Genomic DNA, 23,657 nt, shown 5'->3' on the forward strand with positions numbered 1-23,657 from the left:
CGAAGGCGACGAAAGATAGCTTCAATAGAGCTGACAGAAAAAGTCAGTAGCTTTCAGTTTTGGTGATAGGTAGATGAAGTGAATTTCAACAGCGACAGCATCGAGTTGTTTCTTGCGGTGATTGAGCGCGGCTCGTTTTCGGCGGCGGCTCGGGCATTGGGTCGGGTGCCATCGGCGGTGAGCATGAGTATTGGCAACCTTGAGGCCGAACTCGGTTATCTGCTGTTTGACCGCAGTCATCGCGAGCCACAACCCACGGCGATGGCGCTGTCACTGGTGCCGCACGCGCGACTGATCGCCGAACAACTCAAACAACTGCAAGTGCACGCGGTGGAGTTGTCGTTGGGGTTGGAGAGCAAGTTGTCGATTGGCGTGGTTGCGGACATTGATCGGCGGCGTTTGCTGGCGGCGATCAAGGTGATCGCCGAGCGTCATCCGTTGCTCGACATCGAAGTGCTGACCGCGCCGCAGGATGACGTGCTGGCGATGCTGCACAGTGGTCGTGTCAGTGTGTGCCTGGCGTTCGCCGGGTTGAGCATGAACGTGCTGGAGCGTTTTCAGTTTGTCGGCAGCGAACGGATGATCGCCACGCTGGCGGCGGACAGCCCGTTGTTGCGGGGGCAGGATCTGTTTCTGGAAGATCTGGTGCATGTGCGGCAGATCATCGTCGCCAGTCGCGACTTGCCGATCAGCGAGACGCGGCCGTTGGTGGCAGAGTCGTACTGGCGCACCGACAGTCTTGAGACGGCGATGGAAATGGTTGAGGCGGGATTGGGCTGGGGCAATTTTCCGTTGTCGGTGGTGCAATCGCGACTGGATAACGGCCGGCTGAAACGCCTGAATTTCCGCAATATCGAAAACGGTCTGGTGATGCCGGTGCACGCGGTGTGGCTCAAAAGCCAGCCGCTACAGAAAGGCGCACTGGCCCTCGTTGATCTGCTCAGTCACTAGAAACGGTGGAGATCCAATGTGGGAGCGAGCCTGCTCGCGAAAGCGCCGTGTCAGACGGCACAGGTTTATCTGAATAACCGCTTTCGCGAGCAGGCTCGCTCCCACAGGGTTTGTGTTTCAACGCCGTATTTGTGAGCTTCACCTAAAACTGTAGGAGCTGCCGAAGGCTGCGATCTTTTGATGTTGATTTTAAAAGATCAGATCAAAAGATCGCAGCCTGCGGCAGCTCCTACGGGAATCGTTTTTCACCCCGGGATTTGTGCCAGGGATTTCAGGCGTCAGGTACTTTCGCGAATCTTCAGTTCGAAGCCCATGTCTTCCACCGGGCGCGCGACCGAGTTGCCGGCCATCAACGTCAACATCTGCTCCGCCGCACGCCGGCCGATCGCCTCACGCGGGGTGTTGATGCTGCTCAAACGCGGCACCATGTGTTCGGACATCGGCAAGTCGTTAAAACCGAGAATCGCCACCTGCTCGGGAATCTTGATGCCGTTGCGCAGCGCTTCTAATAAAGCACCCTGCGCCAAATCGTCGTTACCAAAGAAGATCGCATCAACATCCGGATGCGCCGCGAGCAACTGCAAAAACAATTCCCCACCCAAGCCCACCGACGAAGCACGCGGCGTCAGCACTTCCAGATCCGGGTCGTAACGCCCGGCCTTCTGCAGTGCTTTGCGGAAACCCTCACCGCGCAACAACGTACGTTGATCGAGTTGCGCGCCAATGTAAGCAAGACGCTTGCGCCCACGAGAGAGCAAATGCTCAGCCGCCGTTTCCCCGGCACTCAGCTGTGAAAACCCGACGCAATTCACCCCGGCAGCGCTGTCGAGTTCCATCATGTACACGCAGGGAATGTTGCTCGCCTCAATCATCCGCCGCGAACTTTCCGTGCGATCAAACCCGGTCAACAGAAACCCGCGCGGCTGGTACGCCATGTAGTTGCGCAGGAGGTTTTCTTCTTCATCGCGGGAATAGTGGAAGTTGCCGATCAGTACTTCGAAGCCCTTGGGCGTGAGCACCCGATGAATGGCTTCCAGCGTGTCGATAAACAAAAGGTTGGACAACGATGGCACCAAAACCACCACCGAATGGCTCTGCGCCGAGGCCAGAGCGCGGGCGGCAGGGTTGACCACGTAGTTGAGTTCGAGGGCGGCTTTGCGGACTTTTTCTACCAGTTCGGTGGCCACGGTGCTGACCCCACGCAAGGCGCGGGAGGCGGTAATCGGACTGACACCGGCCAGGCGGGCAACTTCATTCAGGGTGGGACGGCCGGTGGTGCGGGTATTTTTATCGTTTTTAGGGGTGGTCATCGACGGCTTGCCAAACAAAAATCAAGGCACTAAGGTAGCGCTGTCCTGATGCAGCTGTAAATGCGTAAGCGAGGTCCTGCCTGATCTTCGCTTTTTGGCGTTGGGCGCAAACCTGCTGCAACCCAAAAAAACGACAAGAAGGCGTCGGCAACTTCTGCCTGTGCACTAGAGTCATAGCTAGCAAAGGTAGCGCTGTCTGCGCGCTGAGGTGTTATATGAGTCATCCCATCACCGCCCTGGTCATCATGGGCGTTGCCGGTTGCGGCAAGACGTGCGTCAGCGAGGCCCTGTGCCAATTGAGCGGCGCCACTGCCATTGAAGGCGATACTTTCCATCCGGCCGCGAACATCGAAAAGATGAGCGCGGGGATCCCCCTGAACGACGACGACCGCGCCGGCTGGCTCGACAGCCTGTGCGTCGAACTGCGTCGCGTCGATGCATCGGGCAAACGCCCGGTGCTGACCTGCTCGGCCCTCAAACACAGTTATCGCGAAGTGTTGCGCAGTGCCTTGCCGGGCCTGGGCTTCGTGTTTCTTGAATTGACCCCTGAAGTCGCCGCTGAACGTGTGTCCCACCGTCCGGGCCACTTCATGCCGGCTACGTTGATCGAAAGCCAGTTCGCCACCCTCGAATCGCCGAAGGGCGAGCCGTTGACTCTGGCGCTGAACGCTTCGATCCACAGCGTTGAAGAACTGGCGTCGCAGGCTCACGTCTGGTGGCAAGCCCACGGTCTGAAACAGGCGGTATGAGTGTGTTGAAAGAGATAGCGCTGTCCTCACGATTTCTGTTTAACCCGCTTTAATAACAACAACAATCCAGGAGACACCCCCAATGTTTGGCATGTCCCACGACGCGTTTCTGCTGCTTGATGCAGTGGTCACCGTGATCGGACTGATTGTCCTGATCACCAAGTTCAAGCTGCACCCGTTTATTTCCCTGACCATCGCTGCCGCGTTCCTCGGTCTGACCTCCGGCATGCCGATCGGCACCATCATCAAAGCGTTCCAGGACGGCTTCGGTGGCGTGCTCGGTTTCGTCGGCATCATCCTCGCGCTGGGCACCATGCTCGGCAAAATGATGGCTGAATCGGGCGGGGCGGATCAGATTGCCCAGACCCTGATTCGTGCGTTCGGCAAGGACAAAGTCCAGTGGGCGATGATGTTCGCCGCGTTTCTGGTCGGCATCCCGCTGTTCTTCGAAATCGGTTTTGTTCTGCTGATTCCACTGGTGTTCATCGTGGCGCGCCGCACTGGCGTGTCGATCATCAAGATCGGTATCCCGCTGCTCGCCGGTCTGTCCGCCGTGCACGGTCTGGTGCCACCGCACCCGGGCCCGTTGCTGGCCATCGGCGTGTTCGGCGCGGACATCGGCAAGACCATTCTTTATGGTCTGATCGTGGCGCTGCCAACCGCGATCATTGCCGGTCCGATCTTCGGTACCTTCATCGCCAAGCACATTCCGGGTCACCCGAATCAGGAACTGGTCGATCAACTGGCCCGTGAAAACGATGACTCGGCGAGCCTGCCGAGCTTCGGTATCACCCTGGTTACCGTGCTGCTGCCGGTGTTCCTGATGTTGCTGAAAACCTTCGCAGACGTCGCGCTGCCGGACGGTCACTTCTTCCGCACCTGGATGGACATGATCGGTCACCCGATCTCCGCACTGCTGCTGGCGTTGCTGTTGTCGCTGTACACCTTCGGTCACAAACAAGGCATCGGCTCGCAACAGATGCTCAAGTGGCTGGACGCGAGCCTGGCGCCAACCGCCGCGATCATTCTGATCATCGGTGCCGGCGGTGGCTTCAAGCAGATGCTGGTGACCAGCGGCGTGGGCGACGTGATCGGCCACATGGCGGTCAGCGCACAGATCTCGCCGATCCTGCTGGCATGGCTGGTGGCGGCGGTGATCCGTATCGCGACCGGTTCGGCAACTGTGGCGACCATCACCGGCGCGGGCATTGTGGTGCCGGTGGTGGGGATGATTCCGGGCGTTAACCGTGAGCTGCTGGTACTCGCGACCGGCGCCGGTTCGTTGATCCTGTCGCACGTGAACGACGCCGGTTTCTGGCTGGTGAAGCAGTACTTCAACATGACCGTGGCCGAGACGTTCAAGACCTGGACAGCGATGGAAACCATCCTGTCGGTGGTTGCGTTGGGCTTCATTCTGCTGCTGTCGCTGTTCGTTTAAGCGCTTCTTGCAGACACAAAAAAACCGCAGCGATGCGGTTTTTTTGTGGGTGATCGTTCCCACGCTCTGCGTGGGAATGCCTCAATGGACGCTCTGCGTCCGCTTTGGGACGCGGAGCGTCCCGGGCTGCATTCCCACGCGGAGCGTGGGAACGATCAGTGCGTCAGGCGGAGGTTTTCGGGGCCAGGCCATCGGCCCGGAACATCCCGCGAATGCCGCGCACCGCCTGACGAATGCGATCCTGGTTTTCGATCAGCGCAAAGCGCACGTGATAATCGCCAGGTTGCGTTGGGCTTTATTCTGCTGCTGTCGCTGTTCGTTTAAGCGCTTCTTGCAGACACAAAAAAACCGCAGCGATGCGGTTTTTTTGTGGGTGATCGTTCCCACGCTCTGCGTGGGAATGCCTCAATGGACGCTCTGCGTCCGCTTTGGGACGCGGAGCGCCCCGGGCTGCATTCCCACGCGGAGCGTGGGAACGATCAGTGCGTCAGGCAGAGGTTTTCGGGGCCAGGCCATCGGCCCGGAACATGCCGCGAATGCCGCGCACAGCCTGGCGAATGCGATCCTGGTTTTCGATCAGCGCAAAGCGCACGTGATCGTCGCCATACTCACCAAACCCCACCCCCGGCGAGACGCAAACCTTCGCTTCAGCTAGCAGCTTCTTGGCGAATTCCAGTGAACCCAGATGCGCATACGCCTCAGGAATCTTCGCCCAGACGTACATCGACGCCTTCGGATTTTCGACCATCCAGCCCAGTTCATGCAGCCCTTTCACCAACACATTACGACGCTGACGATACTGCTCGGCGATGTCGCGCACGCACTGCTGATCACCTTCCAGCGCCGCGATCGCCGCGACTTGCAGCGGGGTGAACGTACCGTAGTCGTGGTAGCTCTTGATCCGCGCCAAGGCGTTAACCAGTTCCGGATTGCCGACCATGAAACCGATGCGCCAGCCCGCCATGTTGTAGCTCTTGGACAGGGTGAAAAACTCCACCGCGATGTCCTTGGCGCCCGGCACTTGCATGATCGACGGGGCTTTCCAGCCGTCGTAGACGATGTCGGCGTAGGCCAGATCGTGAATCACCAGCACGTCGTATTGCTTGGCGAGGGCGATCACCCGTTCGAAGAAATCCAGTTCCACGCATTGTGCGGTAGGGTTCGACGGGAAGCCGAGGATCATCATTTTCGGTTTCGGAATCGAGCCGCGAATCGCCCGTTCCAGCTCATCGAAGAAATCCACACCCGGCACCAGCGGCACCGAACGCACCTGGGCACCGGCAATCACCGCACCGTAGATGTGAATCGGGTAGCTCGGGTTCGGCACCAGTACGGTGTCGCCCTGATCCAGGGTCGCCAGCATCAAATGCGCGAGGCCTTCCTTGGAACCGATGGTGACAATGGCTTCGCTTTCCGGGTCGATGTCGACCTCGTAGCGTTGCTTGTACCAGTTGGAAATCGCCCGGCGCAGACGCGGAATGCCCTTGGACGTCGAGTAACCGTGGGTGTCTTCGCGTTGGGCAACTTGTACAAGTTTTTCGACAATGTGCGGCGGTGTGGCCCCGTCCGGGTTGCCCATGCTCAAGTCGATGATGTCTTCACCACGACGACGCGCGGCCATCTTCAGCTCGGCGGTGATGTTGAAAACGTAAGGGGGGAGTCGATCTATGCGCGCAAAGCGGCGCGGCGAACCTTGTTCGGCCATTGTTGCCTCGGATAACGTAAGCGCCCGGAACCGTCCGAGCGACGCTGGTCACTGCGGTGACCTGTGGCGGAAGATAAGGTCAGTGATGGCATACTGTCCAGCCCGTTTGTTAACAAATTTTTCCAAGGAAAATGGTTGATGGAATTCACCAGCGGCTTCTTGCTGAGCCTTTCGCTGTGCCTGGATATCGGCGTGGCCAACATCGCAATGATCACATTGGCGATGCAGCGCGGTTACTTTCAAGGCTTCGCGCTGGGCCTTGGCACCTGCGTCGGCGACTTGATTTATGCGGTGCTGGCGCTGGCCGGGATGACAGTTCTGCTGCAATACGAAAGCGTGCGCTGGGTGCTGTGGATCGGCGGTTCGGCGCTGCTGATCTACTTTGCGGCGAAGATGATTTACTCGGCGATCCATCACGAAGCGCTGCTGGCCGAGACGGCGGAGGTGGGGCAGAACTCCCATCGCAAGGAATTCTTTCGTGGGATTTTTCTCGCCATGTCTTCGCCGAGCGCGATTCTTTGGTTCGCTGCGGTGGGCGGCACGCTGATCGCCCGCTCCGGTGGCGGTGGCCCGGTGAGTTCGGCGCTGTTCCTCGGTGGTTTCCTCTGCGCCGGGCTGCTCTGGTCGGCCGGTTTGTGCTTTGCTGCCAGCCACGGTGGCAAGTTGTTGGGTGATAAGCTTTTGCGCTATTCCTACTTGGCATCTGCAGCGATCTTCTGCTATTTCGCAGTCTACGTGATCGTATCCGGCTACAACGAATTCGTCGGTTCCGGTGCCGTCGAGCAGTTGCATTCGCTGTAACCGTGCGAAACGGGTTTGGCTTTCTATACTCCCAGCCGAACCCCTTTTTTGTGCCAGGAGTCGAGTCATGGATGAGCAAACACGCGTCGAAGTGGCTGAACCTCGCTTCGAACATGGACACTTCCTGCTGATTGCAGGATTTGGCGATCGATTTACCCAAGACACCGCCAAGGACATCCCGGCGCTGTGGGAGAAATTCCTGCCTCATCTGGGGCGAATTCCCGGGCAAAAAGGCGAAGTGACCTACGGCGTCTGCTGCAATTTCGACGGCAAGGGCGGCTTCGATTACATCGCCGGCGTGGAAATCACCAAGCTCGACGAACTGCCGCAGGACGTCTATCGCTGGGTCGAAGTGCTGCCCCGCCAGTACGCGGTGTTCGAACACAAAGGGCCGCTCGATCAGTTGCCGCAAACCCTGCAATACATCTACAAAACCTGGTTGCCGACCTCTCACTACGTCGAGCTGAACGCCCCGGAACTGGAGCGTTACAGCGCCGATTTCAACCCGCGCCTGCACACCGGCAAACTGGAAATCTGTGTGCCGGTCGATACCAAGGCCTGAGCCGACAGTGATGAGGCGGATCACTGATCCGCCTCATGCGTTTGCGCCGTGTGCGGATCGATATGCCCCCGCGATTCCTTTATGCTTTCAGCACTTTCTTCTGCTGATTTCCGAGCCGCCATGAACACCGTCATCCGCAACGTCACCGCCGCCGACCTGGATCGCTGCTACGCCATCGAAACCGTTGCTTACGAAGGCGACGAAGCCGCCACCCGCGAGAAAATCGCCACGCGTATCGCCACCTGGCCGGAAGGCTTTGTCGTGGCGGAAGTGGATGGCGTGGTGGCGGGTTTCGTCAATTCGGGCGCTGCGTTTGATGTGCAGATGTCGGACGAGGCGTTCAAGGAGCTGATCGGCCACGATCCAAAAGGCCCGAACGTGGTGATCATGTCGGTGGTGGTGCACCCGGATTATCAGGGGCAGGGGCTGGCGAAGCGCTTGATGGCTGAGTTTATCGAGCGCATGCGCGGGATGGATAAGGCGACGATTCATTTAATGTGCAAGGAGAAGCATATTCCGCTGTACGCCGGGTTTGGCTTTGCCTACATCAAACCGTCGGAGTCGGATCACGGCGGCATGGCGTGGCACGAGATGATCCTTACCCTCTAAAGCCAACCCGATCTCCACTGTAGGAGCTGCCGAAGGCTGCGATCTTTTGATCTTGCTGTTAAGAAGATCAAGATCAAAAGATCGCAGCCTTCGGCAGCTCCTACAATGGTTTGAGTTGTGTCAGTAAGGGGGTCGGTTATCCGTTTTGATGCATCAAGATCGTAGGTTTCGGCATCATGCATCCCTCGGTGTCTCAGAAAACCAGCCCCATGCGCCGTTCGTAACCGATCCGGCCCTTGTACGCTTCGCCGCTGTCGACATAGCCGTGCTTGGCGTACAGCGCAATCGCCGCGTCGTTATCCGCGTCCACCGACAACTCCAGCCCTTTGATTTCCGGCCACGCCTGACGCGCGACCTCGGGCAGCGCTTGCAGACACGCTTTGCCATAACCCTTGCCCTGCGCGCGGCGATCAACCTGCAACGCATGCAAGGTGGCGCTGTGTTCATCAGCCCAGGCCGGCAACACGGGCGGGCGCTTGAGCAGCAGAAACGCCACCGGCACGTCTTCCGCCAGCAGGGCAAAACCCTTTACGCCGGGGCCGGGTTTCGACAACAAGGTGTGCAACGCACCGTGAATATCGCCGGAGAACTTGATCTGCTCGGCATGAATTTCAATCGCCTCGACTTGCTGACGCTGCAAAGCATTCAGGCTGTCGTACGGCACGAGTTGGGCTGACACGGGAATTTCCTTTTTCCTACAAAGATAAGCCTCGGATTCTAGCGATTTTGCCCTCAGTGGAATTTTTTTGTTTCGCCTGTCGATCTGCCGATCCACCAAGCGACTAAGGGTGTCTTCACCACAAAAACCACGGAGAACACCATGAGCGCACAATCCGAAATCCAGACCCTGATCAACACCTACCGCGACGCCGTGATGAAAAAGGACGTAGAGAAAGTCATGGCGCTGTACGCCGACGACATCGTCTCGTTCGACGCGATCAAAGCCCTGCAATTCAAGGGCAAACCGGCGTACCGCGAACACTGGGTCGCGTGCATGGAAATGTGCCCCGGCCCGCACATTTTCGAATTCCATGAAATCGCCATCGAAAGCGCCGACAACATCGCCTTCGCGCACTGGGTGGCCAATTGCGGCGGCACCAATGAAAAAGGCGAAACCCAGAGCTGCTGGATGCGCGTCACCGCCTGCTATCGGCAGATCGGCGGGGCGTGGAAAATCGCCCATGAACACTGGTCGGCGCCATTCGATCCGATGAGCGGCGCGACCCTGTTCGATGTGCAACCTTGATCTTCAGCCATAGTTGATCCGTCCGCTTCAGGAGAACGCCATGAAGTATTTATGCTTGGTCTACAGCGATGAACGCTTGCTGCATTCATCGCCCGACAGCCCGGAAGACGCCGAGTGCTGGGCTTACGCCGAGTCGATTCAGGGCAGTGGGCGGATGGTTGCCGCCGAGGCGCTGGAGTCGGTGCAGACCGCCACCACGGTGCGTATGCGCAATGGCAAGTTGTCGATCACCGATGGCCCTTTCGCTGAAACCAAGGAGCAATTGGCCGGTTTCTATCTGATCGACGCCAAGGATCTCAACGAAGCGATCCAGCTCGCCGGCAACATTCCGGCGGCGCGGGTCGGCAGCGTTGAAGTGCGCCCGGTGCGGCAGTTGAATGTCTGAGGTTCGGTCGCGGGTCGAGCAGGTCTATCGCGAAGACTCGCGGCGGATTCTGGCGACGCTGATTCGCCTGCTGGGTGATTTCGACCTCGCCGAAGAAGCCTTGCACGAGGCGTTCTTCGTCGCCGTCGAACGCTGGCAGCGCGACGGCGTGCCGGAAAATCCGCGCACCTGGCTTGTCTCGACCGGGCGCTTCAAGGCGATTGACGTATTGCGCCGCCGCGCCCGGTTCAAGGCCTCGCAGCCGATGTTGCTGGCGCAACTGGAAGAACTCGAACAGGCCGACTGGAGTGGCGAAGACGTGGAAGACGATCGCCTGCGGCTGATCTTCACCTGTTGTCACCCGGCGCTGGCGGCGGATGCGCAAGTGCCGCTGACCTTGCGCGAAGTCTGCGACCTGACCACCGAAGAAATCGCCCGCGCGTTTCTCTCGGCGCCGGCGGCGATTGCCCAACGCATCGTGCGGGCGAAAGCCAAGATCCGTGACGCGAAAATCCCTTATCAGGTGCCGAGCCTGAGCGAATTGCCCGAGCGCCTCGATAGCGTGTTGCGGGTGATTTATCTGGTGTTCAACGAAGGCTATTCGGCGTCGGTCGGCGCTGAACTGACCCGCGAAGATCTGACGCGTGAGGCGATCAGGTTGGGGCGGTTGTTGATGGAATTGCTGCCGGAGCCGGAAGTGATGGGGCTGCTGGCGATGATGCTGTTGCACGAATCACGACGCTCGGCGCGCACCTCGCCGAGTGGTGAACTGGTGCTGCTGGATGATCAGGATCGTTCGTTGTGGGATGCCGGGTTGATCGCTGAAGGTTGCGCGCTGGTCGAGCGCGCGCTGACCACACGGCGATTTGGGCCGTATTGTTTGCAGGCAGCGATTGCGGCGGTGCATGCCGAAGCGCCGATGGCGGCCGAGACGGATTGGGAGCAGATCGTTGGTTTGTATGACGTGCTGTTGCGGGCGGTGCCTTCGCCGGTGATTGAGTTGAATCGAGCGGTGGCGGTGGCGAAGCGGGATGGGGCGTTGGCGGGGTTGCAGTTGATTGAAGGTATTTTGGCGCGGGGCGAGTTGCAGGATTATCACTTGGCGCATTCGGCGCGGGCGGAGTTTTGTCGGCAGTTGGGGCGGGTGGAAGAGGCGCGGGAGGCGTATTTGCGGGCGCTTGAATTGACGCGGCAGGAGCCGGAACGGCGGTTTATTGAGGGGCGGCTTGGTGAACTGGGTTGAGCTGAAATCTTCACTGGTACTGCCGGCCTCTTCGCGAGCAAGCCCGCTCCCACAGTTGATCGCGTTCCAAATGTGGGAGCGGGCTTGCTCGCGAAGGGGCCATTAAGACCAACCAATAAATCAGGCCTGCTGCCGGGTTGCAGCCATCACTATCTCGCGAATACACACCCCCTGCGGCTGCCCATACGCATATTCAATCGCCGTCGCCACATCTTCAGCACTCAACACCGTGCCGCCCATGTCCTGCTTCCACGCCTGATACCCGGTCTTGATCGCCTCATCCGTGGTGTGGCTCAGCAACTCAGTTTCAACCGCCCCCGGCGCAATCGTCGTCACACGCATATTGTGCGGCGCCAGCTCCTCGCGCAGATTCTCCGACAACCCATGCACCGCAAACTTGGTGCCGACATACGCGACATGGTTCGGGAACGTCTTGCGCCCGGCCACCGAACTGACGTTGATGATCGTCCCGTGCTTACGCGCGATCATCCCGGCCACCACCGCGTGCACACCGTTGAGCAAGCCCTTCACATTGACGTCGAGCATCTGATCCCACTGCGCCGGATCCTGCTCGCTCATCGCACCGAGCAACATGACGCCAGCGTTGTTGATCAGCGCATCCGCCGGGCCGAATTGCGCTTCGGCTTCCGCCACCGCCGCGAGCAATGCGTTGCGATCGGTGATGTCGACTTTACGACTCAGGCTGTGCGGCAGCGCCAACGCTTCAAGGCGTTCAACGCGACGCGCGAGCAACAGCAGCGGATGGCCGGCCGCGCTTAAACGACGGGCGGTGGCTTCGCCGATGCCCGAACTGGCGCCGGTGATGATGATCAATGGCTTGCTCATGGGTGAACTCCTGAAATAAGTATTTCAAATGACTGAACGATGGGCACAGTATATTTAGCGCCGTTGTGGCTGAAAAATGCCTTATTCCTCTGTCTGCTATCGGTATCTCCTATGGATGTCCGTCATCTCAAGGCCTTCCTCGCCGTGTTCGAGGAACGCAACATCACCGCCGCCGCGCAGCGCCTGTTCATCAGTCAGCCGACGCTATCGGTGACGATCAAACAGCTTGAAGAAGAACTCGGCGCGACGTTATTCGTGCGCCAGCCGCGCGGTGTCGAGGTCAGTGATGAAGCGCGGTTGCTGTATCCGCAAGCGCGGCGGATGGTCGCCGACGCCGAGGCGCTGAGCCGAATGTTTCGCGGCCGCGAAAACCGTGCGCCGCTGACCCTCGGCATCGAGGGCGACATCGCTGCCAGCCACATCGAAGCCTTTGTACGCATGGCGCATCTGGCATTGCCGAATCTGTTGCTGACGATGGAGGAGGGCTGTCAGGGTGATGGACGCTTGGCGGTCGAAGAGATGTGTTGCGAGGACGAATTGTTCCTGCCGCTGTGGGAAGAATCCTATGTGATGGCGCTGCCGGTGAATCATCCGATGGCGACGGTGCAAGCGAATTGGGCACCGATCGAGGATTGGATTACCTGTCCGCAGCATCCGTCGCATCAGCGCTTGATGGCGTTGTACGGGCGTTCGCCGGAAGCGGTGGCGGGGCATGCCGGCTCGTTGCAACAGGCGTTGCACATGGTCGCGGCGGGAGTTGGCGTGGCGATGTTGCCGCAGTCATTGGTGACCGGGCATGCGCGGGTGGTGGTGCGCGCGTTGCACCTGCCGGCGCCGACGCGAAGGGTAGGGTTATGTTATGCGGCGCAGGCGCTGGAGCTGCCGGCGATGCGAGGGTTGCATGAGTATTTTTTGTTGAATCGACCGGTGGTGATTGAGGCTGCTTGAGGATCAAAAGATCGCAGCCTTCGGTAGCTCCTACAGAGGTACGCATTCCCATGTAGGAGCTGCCGAAGGCTGCGATCTTTTGATCTACTCAAACATTTTGTTAAGCAACCAGTGTCTGTGATGACGCCTTCGCGAGCAAGCCCGCTCCCACAGTGTCCGAGTCGCATACAAAATCAATGAACACCTCGATACCTGTGGGAGCGGGCTTGCTCGCGAATGGGGCACCGCTATTCCAGCATCTTGTTCAACAACCAGCTCCCCGCCGGCCCCGGCGGATACAGCCGCGACCACAGTGCATCGACAAACACCGGTTTAGGCCAGCCACGCACTTTCAATTCCACCAACAAATCATTGCCAAACCGCTGCGCCAGCCAACGCGGCAACGGCGCCCAGCCGAAACCCTTTTCGGCCATTTCCAGCAACATCAAATAACTCGGCGCCGACCACACCCGGCCTTTGCCACGACTGTCATAGGGATTAACGATGGTCGCCAGGCGCAGCTCGCGATGCAGCTCCAAGGTGTGCTGATCAATGTGCTCAAGCGTCGCCAGCGGATGATCGCGATTGACGAACAGAGCTATTTCCGTGCGTTCGGCCACGGTCGAGGTCACCAGATCTGGCGGATAATTCTCCTGCATCTCCGCGAAGGCCAGATGTGCGCGACCGCGTTGCACCAGTTCAATCAAGTCATCGCATTCAGCGATCAAACATTCCAGCTCAAGATCCGGATAACGCTGCTCGAACCCGACCAATGCCGCTTCAAAACGGTACGACTGATACGTGTCGGAAATCGCCACGGTCAGCTTCGGCTCGACGCCTTGGGACAACTGCCGCGCGGTCATTTCCAGACGACTGGTCGCCGCCAGAATCGCCTCCGCTCGTTGCAACATCACATGCCCGGCGGGGGTGAGCGTCGGTTTTCGGCTGCTGCGATCGAACAGCACCAGATCCAGATCGATCTCAAGGCTGGCGACCGCCGCGCTGATGGTCGACTGACTGCGCCCGAGTTTGCGCGCCGCCGCCGAAAACGAACCTTGGGTCGCCGCTTGCACAAACGCCAACAGCACTTCTTGCGAGGCCATGAACTATCGCCTTGATCGATGGTTATTGGTTGTGAAGTATCGGTGTGAGGTTAGATCATGGCAACCATCTTCACTCAAGGAGTCAGGCAATGACTGCCCCTAAATCCATCACTGAACGTATTTTCCAGGCCGTTGGTTTCGAACTGCTGGCCATTCTGATCTGCACGCCGCTGCTGGCGTGGTTGATGAAAAAACCGATGCTTGAAATGGGCGCGGTGACGGTGTTGATCGCGATGCTGGCGCTGGGCTGGAACGTGGTGTTCAACCGCTACTTCGACCGGGTACTGGCGCGGATGAATGTTGCGCATAACGCCTGGGTGCGTGTGGTGCATGCGCTGCTGTTCGAGGGTGGTTTGATTGTGATGGGCGTGCCGCTGATTGCGTGGTGGTTGTCGGTGAGTCTGTGGCAGGCGTTTTTGCTGGATATCGGCGTGCTGCTGTTCTTCCTGCCGTACACCTATGTGTATCACTGGGCGTACGACGTGCTGCGCGAACGCTTCATGACCCGTGGTGTTTGTGAGGGTTAACCAAAACCTGTGGCGAGGGGATTTATCCCCGTTGGCCTGCGCAGCAGGCCTATCTTTTCTGGATCAAAAGAGGGGGCGCTGCGCACCCCAACGGGGATAAATCCCCTCGCCACAATGGATGGGTGTCAGGTTTAGAGGAACATCCCGCCGGATGCCTCAACCCGCTGGCCATTGATCCATTGCGCACCCGGCGACAGCAACAACGCCAGCGCCCCGCCAATATCATCCGGCTGACCGGCGCGTCCTAGCGCAGTGTTTTCCGCGACCATCGCATTCACCGCCGCATTATCGCGAACCGTCCCGCCACCAAAGTCAGTTTCAATCGCGCCTGGCGCCAACGTGTTCACAGCAATCTGCCGCGCGCCCAGCTCTTTCGCCTGATAACGGGTCAGCACTTCAATCGCGCCTTTCATCGCCGCATAAGCGCTGGCGCCCGGGATGGTGAAACGCGCGAGGCCGCTGGAGATATTGATGATGCGTCCGCCGTCGTTGATCAGCGGCAGCAGTTGCTGCGTCAGGAAGAACGGCCCTTTGAAATGCACGTTCATCAGCATGTCGAATTGCTCAACCGTGGTCTCGGCGAAGCTCACGTGCAGACCGACCCCGGCGTTGTTGATCAGGAAATCAAAACGCTCGCGTTCAAATTGTTCGCGCAGCGCTTGCTCAACCTTCGCGCCGAACGCGGCAAAGCTGTCACTGCGACCGACGTCCAGTTGCAGCATGACGGCTTTGGCGCCGAGTTTTTCCACTTCGACGACCAGCGCCTGCGCTTCATCCGCGCGGCTGTGGTAAGTGCCGATGATGTCGACACCTTGGGCGGCGAGGTGCAGGGCGGCGTTTCTGCCGAGGCCACGACTGGCGCCGGTGATCAATGCGATTTTGCGGTTCATGGGCTTTCCTCGATTGTGATGAGTGGTGATGGGCTCAGTTTATTTGTCCACTGATAGGTGATAAACAGACTGAAATCGGAATCACTGATCGGCTCAGCCGAACAATCGTCAGGTGCTTACATGAACAAACTGGAACTGCTGCGCACCTTCGTCCGGGTCAGCGAATTGTCGAGTTTCACCCTCGCCGGCGAGAGCCTCGGCCTGCCGCGCTCTACCGTGTCCGAACACGTGCAGGCGTTGGAAGCGTTGCTCGGCACGCGCCTGTTGCAGCGCACCACGCGCAAAGTGCAGGCGACGCAAGATGGACTGGTGCTGTACGAACGCAGCAAGGATCTGCTTTCGCACATGGACGAGATTGAAGGGTTGTTCCGCCAGGATGAGGCCTCGCTGACCGGGCGCATTCGGGTCGACATGCCAAACATTCTGTCGCGACGTCTGGTCATGCCGCTGTTGCCTGAGTTCATGGATCGTCACCCAAATCTGGAACTGGAAATCAGCAGCACCGACCGCCGCGTCGATCTGCTCAGCGAGGGTTTTGATTGTGTGGTGCGCATTGGCGCGCAGCCGGATCAATCGGTGGTCGCGCGGCATTTGGGCGATTTTTCGATGATCAACTGCGCGAGCCCGGCTTACCTTGAACGCTATGGTGTGCCGCAGACGCTGGAGGATCTGGCGCAGCATCGGCTGGTGCATTACGTCGGCGTATTGGGTTCGCGTTCGGAAGGGTTTGTGTACGAGGAGGGAGGTGAGGTTAAGCGTTTGCCGATGGCGGGCAGTGTGATGGTTAACAGCACGGATGCTTATGAGTCGGCGTGTCTGGGCGGGTTCGGTTTGACCCAAGTGCCGCGCTCGGGCATGAAGCCGCATTTGGATAACGGCGAACTGGTGACGGTGTTGCCGCAGTTTACGGCGCCGTCGATGGCGATTTCGTTGTTGTATGCCCGGCAGCGACATTTGCCGTTGCGCGTGCGCGTGTTTATGGATTGGCTCGGCGATGTGATCCGCTCAACCCTCTAACCCACACCTTGCACTCAAACCTCACTGGATCTCTATCTGAAACGGCTACCTGTAGGAGCTGCCGCAGGCTGCGATCTTTTGATCTTTAAAAACAGGATCAAAAGATCGCAGCCTGCGGCAGCTCCTACAGGGAATTGTTGTGGGTCAGAAGATCTGGGTAAACAGCCAGTAGAGGCTGCCGGACAGCAGGATCGCCGCCGGCAACGTCAGCACCCACGCCATCAACAAATTGCGGATGGTCTTCATCTGCAACCCGCCACCGTTGGCAACCATCGTCCCCGCCACACCCGACGACAACACATGCGTCGTCGACACCGGCAAACCGAACATATCCGCCGCACCAATGGTCAGCATCGCCACGGTTTCCGCCGACGCACCCTGCGCATACGTCAGGTGCGTTTTGCCGATTTTCTCACCCACCGTCACCACAATCCGCTTCCAGCCAACCATGGTGCCGAGCCCCAGCGCGATGGCCACGGCGATCTTCACCCACAGCGGAATAAACCGCGTGGCGTTGTCGATCTGTTGCTTGAACAGTTGCAGTTTGCTGCTGGTGTCGGCGTCGAAATTGCCGACCTTGTTCTTGTCCATCAGGCGAATGCTTTCGCTGGCCAGGTACATGTCGTTACGCACGTTGCCCATGGCTTCGGCCGGGACTTTCGCCAGCGAACCGTAGCCCCGGACTTCTTCGCCGATGTGCCCGGTGAGGGCAGCGAGGGCGGGGATCAGTTGCGGCGTGGCTTCCTTGCTGCGCACGTAATCGGAAAGGATCGGGCGCGGATCGGCCGGCGCCGGCTGCGGTGCACTTTTCACCAGCGCTTGTTGGGTGACTTGCGCCACAGCGGCGAATTGCAGCGATTGTTCTTCGGGCATGGTGCGGTTCAGGGCGTACGCCATCGGCAGCGTGCCGACCAGAATCAACATGATCAGGCCCATGCCTTTCTGGCCGTCGTTGGAGCCGTGAGCGAAGGACACGCCGGTGCACGTGGCGATCAGCAAACCGCGAATCCACCAGGGCGGCGGCGCGTTGCCTTCCGGTGCCTTGTACAGCGAACGATTCTTCACGAACGCGCGCAGCGCCAGCAGCAACAGCGCCGCGCAACCGAAACCCACCAGCGGTGAGAGCAGCAGCGCGTAACCGATCTTGGTCGCCTGCGCCCAGTCGACACCGCTGGTGCTGTCGCGGCCGTGCATCAAGGCATTGGCCACGCCGACGCCGATGATCGAACCGATCAGCGTGTGCGACGAAGACGCCGGTAAACCCAGCCACCAAGTGCCGAGGTTCCAAAGGATCGCGGCGATCAACAGCGCGAAAATCATCGCGAAACCGGCCGACGAACCGACCTGCAAAATCAACTCAACCGGCAGCAACGCGATGATGCCGAACGCCACCGCGCCGCTCGAAAGCAGCACACCGAGAAAGTTGAAAAAACCCGACCAGACCACCGCCACATTCGGCGGCAGCGAGTGGGTATAGATCACCGTGGCGACGGCGTTGGCGGTGTCATGGAAACCGTTGACGAACTCGAAGCCCAGCGCAATCAGCAGCGCCACGCCGAGCAGCAGAAACGGCGTCCACGTGGTGACGACCGTGCCGAGTTCGTGCATGTCGTGCATCAGGCTATAGGCGGTGAACAGCATGCCCATCGCCAGCACGGCGAAAAAAATCACGTAGGTGAACGGGCTGGTTTTCTTGTCGAGGGCGGGCCTGCCGCTGGGGGCGGATGTGTGGCTGGCGGTCAGGGAGGGAGTAGCCATGAGCGGACAATCCTCAGCGAGGGAAGGAATGTCGCCCATGATCATTGCAGAATGTTACAGAGAGACTGCGGCAGATCAGTGTTTGGATGAATAGCCTGACCATTGATCTGTTGAGTCCATACCTGAACTCTGGGGAATTCAGGTGAGCTTTTGTGGCGAGGGGATTTATCCCCGTTGGGTTGCGAAGCAGCCCCAAAACCATTCACCTCGGTGTATCAGCTCAACCGCGATCACCGGATTTACGACTGCTGCGCAGCCGAACGGGGATAAATCCCCTCGCCACAGAATCTTTGTCATCTCGATAGATCTCTGCAGCGACAATAGATCTGTGGTGCGCAAGGGTCAGTAATCACCTCTTTTACGAAACGCCCACCTTCCGGCAATCACGGTAAACGTCGCCACCAGCGCCACCAATATCCAGAACCCTTCCGGATCCTGCGACAGTGGCACCCCGCCCACATTCATCCCGAAAAAACCGGCAATGATGTTGATCGGCAACGCCAGCACCGTTACCACGGTCAGGGTAAACAGCGTGCGGTTGCTCTGTTCGTTGAGGTTGGCGGCGATCTCTTCCTGGAGCAATTTGATCCGCTCACCCAACGCCGTGAGGTCGTTGATGATCAGCGCAAACTCTTCAGTGGATTTGCGCAGTTCCTTGACGTCCTCCTTCTGCAACCACGGCGGCGGCCGATTGAGCAGGCGCAGCAACGAACCCGGCTCCAGCGCCAACAGCCGTTGCAGCCGCACCAGCACCCGTCGATTGGCACCCAGTTCCGCGCGGTTGGTCGACAGCTTTGAGGAGAGCAATTCATCCTCGACCTGATCCACACTCATGCTGGTTTTGCGCACGATTTGCGTCAGCACCTCGCCCTGATCCCGCAGCAAATGCACGAGTAGTTCCGACGGTGAACGAAAGCGCTCGCCAGCCTTCACCGACGAACGCAATTTATCCACCGAGTGCAGCGGTTGCAGGCGCGCGCTGACGATCAATTTGCTGCGCACGCAGACCCACAATGTCGACACGTCCGACGACACCATGCTGCTGAGGTTGAACACCACATCGTTGACCACCGCCAGCAACGCCGAATCGACATGCTCGATGCGCGTCGAGCGCGAGCCTTCATGCAACGCCTCGAAAAATTCTTCAGGCAATTGCAGGTGACTCTTCATCCAGCGCTCGCACGCCGCGTGCGCCAGATTGAGGTGCAGCCAAAGAAATTCGCCGCTATCGCTGTCGTCCTGCAAACAGCGTAATGCCGTCGCCGAATCCACTTCGCGGCCACGTTCGCCGGGCAGAAAACGAAAACCGTAGAGCAGGCCAAACAGATCGGGATCGCGATGACTGATGTCGAGGCTGTGGTTCATGGAGGCTCGCTGCGAGGAGGGCGTCTGGCGTGGGGTTTACAGATTCACCTGCTCGGCATCTTCGCAATCGTGCGTGACGGTTTTGTGACCGCTCGATGACGGGGTGACATGTACCGATTTCGATACCGTGTGGGTACACAGTCGATCTCAATTCATCGCGGCTCTGGTCGATGACCGCTTATCTATCACCGGTATTGGAGTATTTCCATGGTCAGCATCAGCTCTGTTTCGATCAATCAGACTGTCACTACGTCCACCAGTAAAACCACGATCAACGACGTTGGCGACGACACCAGCACCACCGCGACGGCCACTGCGAGTGCATCCGGCGATGCGCCGAAAGCGGCGGGCGGCGCGGCACCGGCGGGGGATAGCAGTTCCAGCAGCAGCGAAGAATCGGATTCGGTGAAGGAGCTGCGCAAGCAGATTGCCGAGCTGCAAAAGCAATTGCAGCAACAGCAGCAGGCACTGCAAGCGGCGCAGGCGAAGCAGGAAAGCGCGGATGCCAAAGCGGCGGACGTGGCGGCAGCGCAGGCGCAGATCACCACGACGTCGGCTTCTTTGCAGACGGCTACGGCGTCGTTGTTGCAGGCATTGCAGGATTCGGGGTCGAGTACGTCGGGGGCGTTGGTCAGTACTTCGGCCTAAACATAATTTCAGGTCTTACTCGATCAACTGTGGGAGCGGGCTTGCTCGCGAAAGCGATATGTCAGTCGACATCAATGTGGCTGAACCAACGCTTTCGTGAGCAAGCCCACTCCCACAGTGGATCGGGGGCGCATACGTATTTTGTGGCGGACATGAAAAAGCCGCACGATCTTTCAATCGTGCGGCTTTCGCTAGTGCGCTATATCAGTGGTCTTGCTTGTTGCTCAGCACTTTACCGGTAGTGGCGTCGAAGTCGACATCCCACTCAGTGCCATCGGCCAGTTTCAGTTCAACTTCATACTCATAACCATTGAAGTGGTTATCGAGATCGGTGTCGGTGATGGTCGCACCCGGGTGCAGTTTCAACGCTTCGGCGTTCATCGATTCCAGCGACTTGATCTTGCCTTCCTTCACCAACTGAGGGATCTGGTCGACGCGAACATCAGCTTGGGCCAGGCCAGCAGTCAGGGTCAGAGCAGCGGCAGTAAACAGGGCAGTCAAAGTTTTCATCGGTTCAATCCTTTAGTGGTGTGTCTAATTGGGTGAGCTGTTTAAGTGAGTTCAGGTTAACCAGCGCAACTTAATTCACCCTTAAAAACTAGCACCGCCAACAAACTGCTCTTACAGGAGCGAGCCTGCTCGCGATGCAGCCAACTCGATCGCCGCTCAATAACCGTTGTTCTTCAACACCTGATCAACACTGCCGGCCGCCGGACGCTTATAGAACTTCAACAGTTCGCTGGCGCGGTTGGTGAAGATGCCGTCGACACCCGCAGCCATCACCTTCTCGAAATCCACCGGCTCATCGACGGTGTAAACGTGAACAAGCATGCCTTGATCGTGGGTGTATTTATTCATCCACGGTTGCACCAGATCCGAATAGCTTTGATCGCCGCTGTTGGTCAACTTCGCGGAAGGGCCGGTGCCGATTGCACCTTGCGCCTTGGCATAGTCGACCCACTGCTTGAACTCGGCTTCGGACTTCGGCTCCTGTTTGCCGTAGAAAACGTTTTTGTCCTTCTCGCCCGACTCGGCAAAGGTCACTTTCGATTTCGGTTCGATGCTGCCTTCGCCGACCCACAACAGGAGAATTTTCGGCACCTGCGGCATTTCTTTTTCCAGCAGTTCGAGGCTGTTTTTCTCGAACGTCTGCAGGATTACCTTGCCTTTACCCTGACCCACGCCCAACGGGCTCTTCGCCAGTTTCGAACCGGCCGGGCTCAGCCAGCCGCGATCCTGCAGTTTTTCCTTGAGGTCATGCTCGATGCCCGGGAACAGCTGCGGCTCTTTGGTTTCGATGTACAGGCCTGGCTTGTGGTGCGGGTTGGCCTGGGCGATGTTGATGATTTCGTCCAGGGTCAGAATGTTCAGCCCGGCATAAGAAGGACGCGCGCGCTCCGGGTACTTGGCGTTGAACCAGCTGCCGGCGTCGAGGGTTTTCAGTTCGGCCATGGTGAAGGCGTTGGCCGGGCTGTCCTTGCGATCCGGGAACTTGCTCGCGACGTCGGTGGTGCGCTGCAGATTGTCATCGTGCAGGGCGAACAGCACGCCATCCTTGCTGCGCTGCAAATCCATTTCCAGATAATCAGCGCCGAGGTCGCGGGCCAGTGTGTAGGAGGCGGCGGTGGATTCCGGTGCATCGAAGGACGCGCCACGGTGAGCGATCACCGCCGGGTGCGGGATGCCATGCGCCCCGGCCACGGCGTCGGGATTGCTCTGGCTGGCGGCGTGCGCCTGACCGAGTCCGAGCAACAGGCTCAGCATGAGGGCGCTTTTGGTGAAAGTGGCGGGCATGTTCGAGATCCTTTCGCGGGTCTGTTTCAAAGACGTACCTTTTAACAACTGAATCGATTGCGTGCTATCGCCAGACCGACATAAATGTATTAAAACCGAATTTTCCTACAATTCTGCTCGCCAACTGCAGTACGCTTGCCCTCGGCAGACGCCCCGGCAGAGGGCGCGCCACTCGATCACCTTGCGTGTAAACCATCGATCACTTTTCGTGAGGTTTACCATGCGCATCACCTCCCAACTCATCTGCCAGGCTGCCGACGACCTCAAGGGTTTTGTCGGCCTCAATCGTAAAACCGGTCAATACATCGTGCGTTTCAGCGAAGATTCGTTCGGCATGGACGTGGCCGATGACGGCATTATTCCGACCAGCGAATTCGTCTGGGCACCGGCGACCGAGCAGACCATGACGCTTAAACGTGAGTTGATTCAGTTGCTGCTGGATCAGCATATTGATCAGCGGATCAACATTACCGAGCCGTTGCGGGTGTATATGCAGAAGGTTGAAGTGCCGGAGATTGTGGCGGTGCGCAGCTTGGTGCGTGGTTGAGATTTTGCTGTGACTGAGCGGGCCTCTTCGCGAGCAAGCTCGGCTCCTACAAGGATTGGTGGCGCTCGCAAATCTTTTGTAGGAGCCGGGCTTGCTCGCGAAGGCGGCCTAGACTGCGCCACCACCCTCACTGCCCAAACCGATACTCCCGCTCAACCCGGCACACCCGCGTATGAAACTTCGAATACCAAATCGATCGCCCACGCTCCTGAATCACCCGATGCTCAGGATTCTGCCGCCACGCAAGAATCGCCGCCTCACTCTCCCAATACGACACAGTAATGCCGACACCATCCGCCCCACGAACCGACTCCACACCGAGATACCCCGGTTGCATATTCACCAGCTCCTCCATGCGCTCGGCGGCTGCGGCGTAACCGTTATCACCCTCAGTGCGCGTCGAGGTGAAGATCACCGCAAAACACGAGGTCATCGCCGTGCCTCCGCGCAAGCTTCGACAAACGCCCGCACCAGCGGCGGGATTTTCCCTTTGAGCGCCGCGCGTTCCGGCTGGAACAACGTCGCGACGAAGAACCGATGATCCTTGAGCTCGATCGCGCGTAAATCCCCCACCGAATCATGACCTGTGGCGTGTAGGCCATTGCTCAGAAGATCACCCTCGAACTGCGGATTCACACCGTAGCGGCAGCGATAGCCTTCCTCAATTTCCGACGTTTCGTACGCCTTGGCGATCAGCGAGCCGGGAATCAAATGAATGCTGCCCACCGCTTCGACCAGTGAACAAGTCAACGGCGTGAGCAAAGCACGTTCGGAATCGGGCGAGGTTTCGCCATGCTCGGCGTCGGCCCAGCCCAGCACGTTGCGGGAAAATTCCAGCACGGCATGTTGAAAACCACCGCAGGTGCCGAGGAAAGGTCGCTGCTGCTCGCGGGCAAAACGGATGGCCCGTAGAGCGCCGGCTTCGTTTTTGTAAGGGCTGGCAGGGACGCACCAGATGCCGTCGAAACGATGCAGCGCGCTATCGGCGTGAATCTGGTCGGTGGCCAGCCATTCGAAATGCACGGGGCGGGCGAGGTGTTCAGCGATCAGCCCAAGGGCGACGGGGATGGCCTGATGGGCAGTCACCTGCGGGTCGTAATCGCCGATGAGGGCGATGGAAACAGCGTCCATGTAAATTCCTTTTCTTGAATGAACAATGTGATTGCTTTTGTGGCGAGGGGATTTATCCCCGTTGGGCAGCGAAGCGGCCCCAAGATTTCAAGAGCGACGACTGCTTCGCAGCCGAACGGGAATAAA

Annotated in this window: 26 protein-coding genes and 1 pseudogene; 14 read left to right on the forward strand and 13 right to left on the reverse strand. The window is 58.8% G+C overall.

The features are described from left to right. The first annotated feature begins 78 nt into the window (after positions 1-78). The gene (locus ACIP1X_RS15775; RefSeq protein WP_053122971.1) at positions 79-951 is read left to right on the forward strand and encodes a LysR family transcriptional regulator; all 873 of its coding nucleotides are present in this window, start codon (positions 79-81) and stop codon (positions 949-951) included. Positions 952-1,229: 278 nt separating this feature from the next. Here the strand turns inward: ACIP1X_RS15775 and ACIP1X_RS15780 are convergent, their stop codons facing one another. Next, the gene (locus ACIP1X_RS15780; protein WP_053122969.1) at positions 1,230-2,261 is read right to left on the reverse strand and encodes a LacI family DNA-binding transcriptional regulator; all 1,032 of its coding nucleotides are present in this window, start codon (positions 2,259-2,261) and stop codon (positions 1,230-1,232) included. Between the two features lie 215 nt (positions 2,262-2,476). Between ACIP1X_RS15780 and ACIP1X_RS15785 the strand changes: the two genes are divergently transcribed. Both ACIP1X_RS15785 and ACIP1X_RS15790 read left to right on the forward strand, forming a co-directional pair. Continuing rightward, positions 2,477-3,010, forward strand: coding sequence for a gluconokinase (locus ACIP1X_RS15785; protein ID WP_212543865.1), 534 nt, complete (start codon positions 2,477-2,479; stop codon positions 3,008-3,010). An 82-nt stretch (positions 3,011-3,092) separates the two neighbouring features. Beyond that, positions 3,093-4,448 (forward strand): GntP family permease, encoded by a 1,356-nt coding sequence (locus ACIP1X_RS15790; RefSeq protein WP_159812783.1) that lies wholly within the window; start codon positions 3,093-3,095, stop codon positions 4,446-4,448. Between the two features lie 163 nt (positions 4,449-4,611). On the opposite strand, the pseudogene ACIP1X_RS15795 reads toward ACIP1X_RS15790, so the two are convergent. Both ACIP1X_RS15795 and alaC read right to left on the reverse strand, forming a co-directional pair. Continuing rightward, a pseudogene (locus ACIP1X_RS15795) lies at positions 4,612-4,728 on the reverse strand (hypothetical protein); the annotation flags it as partial. Between the two features lie 207 nt (positions 4,729-4,935). Beyond that, positions 4,936-6,153: an alanine transaminase gene (gene alaC, locus ACIP1X_RS15800; protein WP_159812781.1), complete on the reverse strand. Its 1,218-nt coding sequence runs from the start codon at positions 6,151-6,153 to the stop codon at positions 4,936-4,938. A 138-nt stretch (positions 6,154-6,291) separates the two neighbouring features. On the opposite strand from alaC, the gene ACIP1X_RS15805 reads away from it, so the two are divergent. The 3 genes from ACIP1X_RS15805 (at position 6,292) to ACIP1X_RS15815 (ending at position 8,125) form a co-directional block, all read left to right on the forward strand. Beyond that, a complete protein-coding gene (locus ACIP1X_RS15805) occupies positions 6,292-6,954 on the forward strand; it encodes a LysE family translocator (RefSeq protein WP_400753393.1) in 663 nt (220 codons plus the stop codon). A 67-nt stretch (positions 6,955-7,021) separates the two neighbouring features. Further along, positions 7,022-7,516 (forward strand): GyrI-like domain-containing protein, encoded by a 495-nt coding sequence (locus ACIP1X_RS15810; protein ID WP_053122959.1) that lies wholly within the window; start codon positions 7,022-7,024, stop codon positions 7,514-7,516. 120 nt (positions 7,517-7,636) lie between these two features. Next, positions 7,637-8,125: a GNAT family N-acetyltransferase gene (locus ACIP1X_RS15815; RefSeq protein WP_053122958.1), complete on the forward strand. Its 489-nt coding sequence runs from the start codon at positions 7,637-7,639 to the stop codon at positions 8,123-8,125. A gap of 193 nt (positions 8,126-8,318) precedes the next feature. Here ACIP1X_RS15815 and ACIP1X_RS15820 read toward each other — a convergent pair whose 3' ends face one another. Beyond that, positions 8,319-8,804 (reverse strand): GNAT family N-acetyltransferase, encoded by a 486-nt coding sequence (locus ACIP1X_RS15820; protein ID WP_400753395.1) that lies wholly within the window; start codon positions 8,802-8,804, stop codon positions 8,319-8,321. A gap of 141 nt (positions 8,805-8,945) precedes the next feature. Between ACIP1X_RS15820 and ACIP1X_RS15825 the strand changes: the two genes are divergently transcribed. The 3 genes from ACIP1X_RS15825 to ACIP1X_RS15835 are packed head-to-tail and all read left to right on the forward strand — an operon-like array spanning position 8,946 to position 10,978. Next, positions 8,946-9,371: a YybH family protein gene (locus ACIP1X_RS15825; protein WP_400753398.1), complete on the forward strand. Its 426-nt coding sequence runs from the start codon at positions 8,946-8,948 to the stop codon at positions 9,369-9,371. Between the two features lie 40 nt (positions 9,372-9,411). Next, a complete protein-coding gene (locus ACIP1X_RS15830; RefSeq protein WP_400753401.1) occupies positions 9,412-9,756 on the forward strand; it encodes a YciI family protein in 345 nt (114 codons plus the stop codon). Next, positions 9,749-10,978: an RNA polymerase sigma factor gene (locus ACIP1X_RS15835; protein WP_400753404.1), complete on the forward strand. Its 1,230-nt coding sequence runs from the start codon at positions 9,749-9,751 to the stop codon at positions 10,976-10,978. Before ACIP1X_RS15830 ends, ACIP1X_RS15835 begins: the two co-directional genes overlap by 8 nt. 120 nt (positions 10,979-11,098) lie before the next feature. Here the strand turns inward: ACIP1X_RS15835 and ACIP1X_RS15840 are convergent, their stop codons facing one another. Further along, positions 11,099-11,824: an SDR family oxidoreductase gene (locus tag ACIP1X_RS15840; protein ID WP_400753407.1), complete on the reverse strand. Its 726-nt coding sequence runs from the start codon at positions 11,822-11,824 to the stop codon at positions 11,099-11,101. A gap of 111 nt (positions 11,825-11,935) precedes the next feature. Here ACIP1X_RS15840 and ACIP1X_RS15845 point away from each other — a divergent pair, with 111 nt between their 5' ends. After that, a complete protein-coding gene (locus tag ACIP1X_RS15845) occupies positions 11,936-12,772 on the forward strand; it encodes a LysR family transcriptional regulator (RefSeq protein ID WP_400753410.1) in 837 nt (278 codons plus the stop codon). 227 nt (positions 12,773-12,999) lie between these two features. Here the strand turns inward: ACIP1X_RS15845 and ACIP1X_RS15850 are convergent, their stop codons facing one another. Continuing rightward, complete coding sequence (locus tag ACIP1X_RS15850) at positions 13,000-13,854, reverse strand: LysR family transcriptional regulator (RefSeq protein ID WP_159812766.1); 855 nt, start codon at positions 13,852-13,854, stop codon at positions 13,000-13,002. An 89-nt stretch (positions 13,855-13,943) separates the two neighbouring features. Between ACIP1X_RS15850 and ACIP1X_RS15855 the strand changes: the two genes are divergently transcribed. Next, positions 13,944-14,381, forward strand: coding sequence for a multidrug/biocide efflux PACE transporter (locus ACIP1X_RS15855; RefSeq protein ID WP_212543856.1), 438 nt, complete (start codon positions 13,944-13,946; stop codon positions 14,379-14,381). A gap of 131 nt (positions 14,382-14,512) precedes the next feature. Here ACIP1X_RS15855 and ACIP1X_RS15860 read toward each other — a convergent pair whose 3' ends face one another. Next, on the reverse strand, positions 14,513-15,271 hold the full coding sequence (locus ACIP1X_RS15860; RefSeq protein WP_400753414.1) for an SDR family NAD(P)-dependent oxidoreductase: 759 nt from the start codon (positions 15,269-15,271) through the stop codon (positions 14,513-14,515). 120 nt (positions 15,272-15,391) lie between these two features. Between ACIP1X_RS15860 and ACIP1X_RS15865 the strand changes: the two genes are divergently transcribed. Further along, entirely contained in the window at positions 15,392-16,288 is an 897-nt protein-coding gene (locus ACIP1X_RS15865; protein WP_400753416.1) for a LysR family transcriptional regulator, read from the forward strand. Positions 16,289-16,432: 144 nt separating this feature from the next. On the opposite strand, the gene ACIP1X_RS15870 is transcribed toward ACIP1X_RS15865, so the two are convergent. Then, positions 16,433-18,046: an inorganic phosphate transporter gene (locus tag ACIP1X_RS15870; RefSeq protein WP_400753419.1), complete on the reverse strand. Its 1,614-nt coding sequence runs from the start codon at positions 18,044-18,046 to the stop codon at positions 16,433-16,435. Between the two features lie 342 nt (positions 18,047-18,388). Continuing rightward, on the reverse strand, positions 18,389-19,411 hold the full coding sequence (locus ACIP1X_RS15875; protein ID WP_212543852.1) for a transporter: 1,023 nt from the start codon (positions 19,409-19,411) through the stop codon (positions 18,389-18,391). A gap of 207 nt (positions 19,412-19,618) precedes the next feature. Between ACIP1X_RS15875 and ACIP1X_RS15880 the strand changes: the two genes are divergently transcribed. Further along, complete coding sequence (locus ACIP1X_RS15880) at positions 19,619-20,059, forward strand: hypothetical protein (RefSeq protein ID WP_400753421.1); 441 nt, start codon at positions 19,619-19,621, stop codon at positions 20,057-20,059. A gap of 204 nt (positions 20,060-20,263) precedes the next feature. Here ACIP1X_RS15880 and ACIP1X_RS15885 read toward each other — a convergent pair whose 3' ends face one another. Then, a complete protein-coding gene (locus tag ACIP1X_RS15885; RefSeq protein ID WP_282357912.1) occupies positions 20,264-20,569 on the reverse strand; it encodes a PepSY domain-containing protein in 306 nt (101 codons plus the stop codon). Positions 20,570-20,725: 156 nt separating this feature from the next. Then, positions 20,726-21,853 (reverse strand): glycerophosphodiester phosphodiesterase, encoded by a 1,128-nt coding sequence (locus ACIP1X_RS15890; RefSeq protein ID WP_400753423.1) that lies wholly within the window; start codon positions 21,851-21,853, stop codon positions 20,726-20,728. A 220-nt stretch (positions 21,854-22,073) separates the two neighbouring features. Here ACIP1X_RS15890 and ACIP1X_RS15895 point away from each other — a divergent pair, with 220 nt between their 5' ends. Next, positions 22,074-22,400, forward strand: coding sequence for a DUF2025 family protein (locus tag ACIP1X_RS15895; protein WP_400753425.1), 327 nt, complete (start codon positions 22,074-22,076; stop codon positions 22,398-22,400). Positions 22,401-22,527: 127 nt separating this feature from the next. Here the strand turns inward: ACIP1X_RS15895 and ACIP1X_RS15900 are convergent, their stop codons facing one another. After that, positions 22,528-22,833 (reverse strand): antibiotic biosynthesis monooxygenase, encoded by a 306-nt coding sequence (locus ACIP1X_RS15900; RefSeq protein ID WP_159812747.1) that lies wholly within the window; start codon positions 22,831-22,833, stop codon positions 22,528-22,530. Then, positions 22,830-23,531: a CTP synthase gene (locus tag ACIP1X_RS15905; protein ID WP_400753428.1), complete on the reverse strand. Its 702-nt coding sequence runs from the start codon at positions 23,529-23,531 to the stop codon at positions 22,830-22,832. Before ACIP1X_RS15905 ends, ACIP1X_RS15900 begins: the two co-directional genes overlap by 4 nt. Between the last annotated feature and the right edge of the window lie 126 nt (positions 23,532-23,657).

Origin of the sequence: Pseudomonas sp. NPDC088885, from assembly GCF_044750025.1 — a bacterium.
Lineage (GTDB): Bacteria > Pseudomonadota > Gammaproteobacteria > Pseudomonadales > Pseudomonadaceae > Aquipseudomonas > Aquipseudomonas rustica.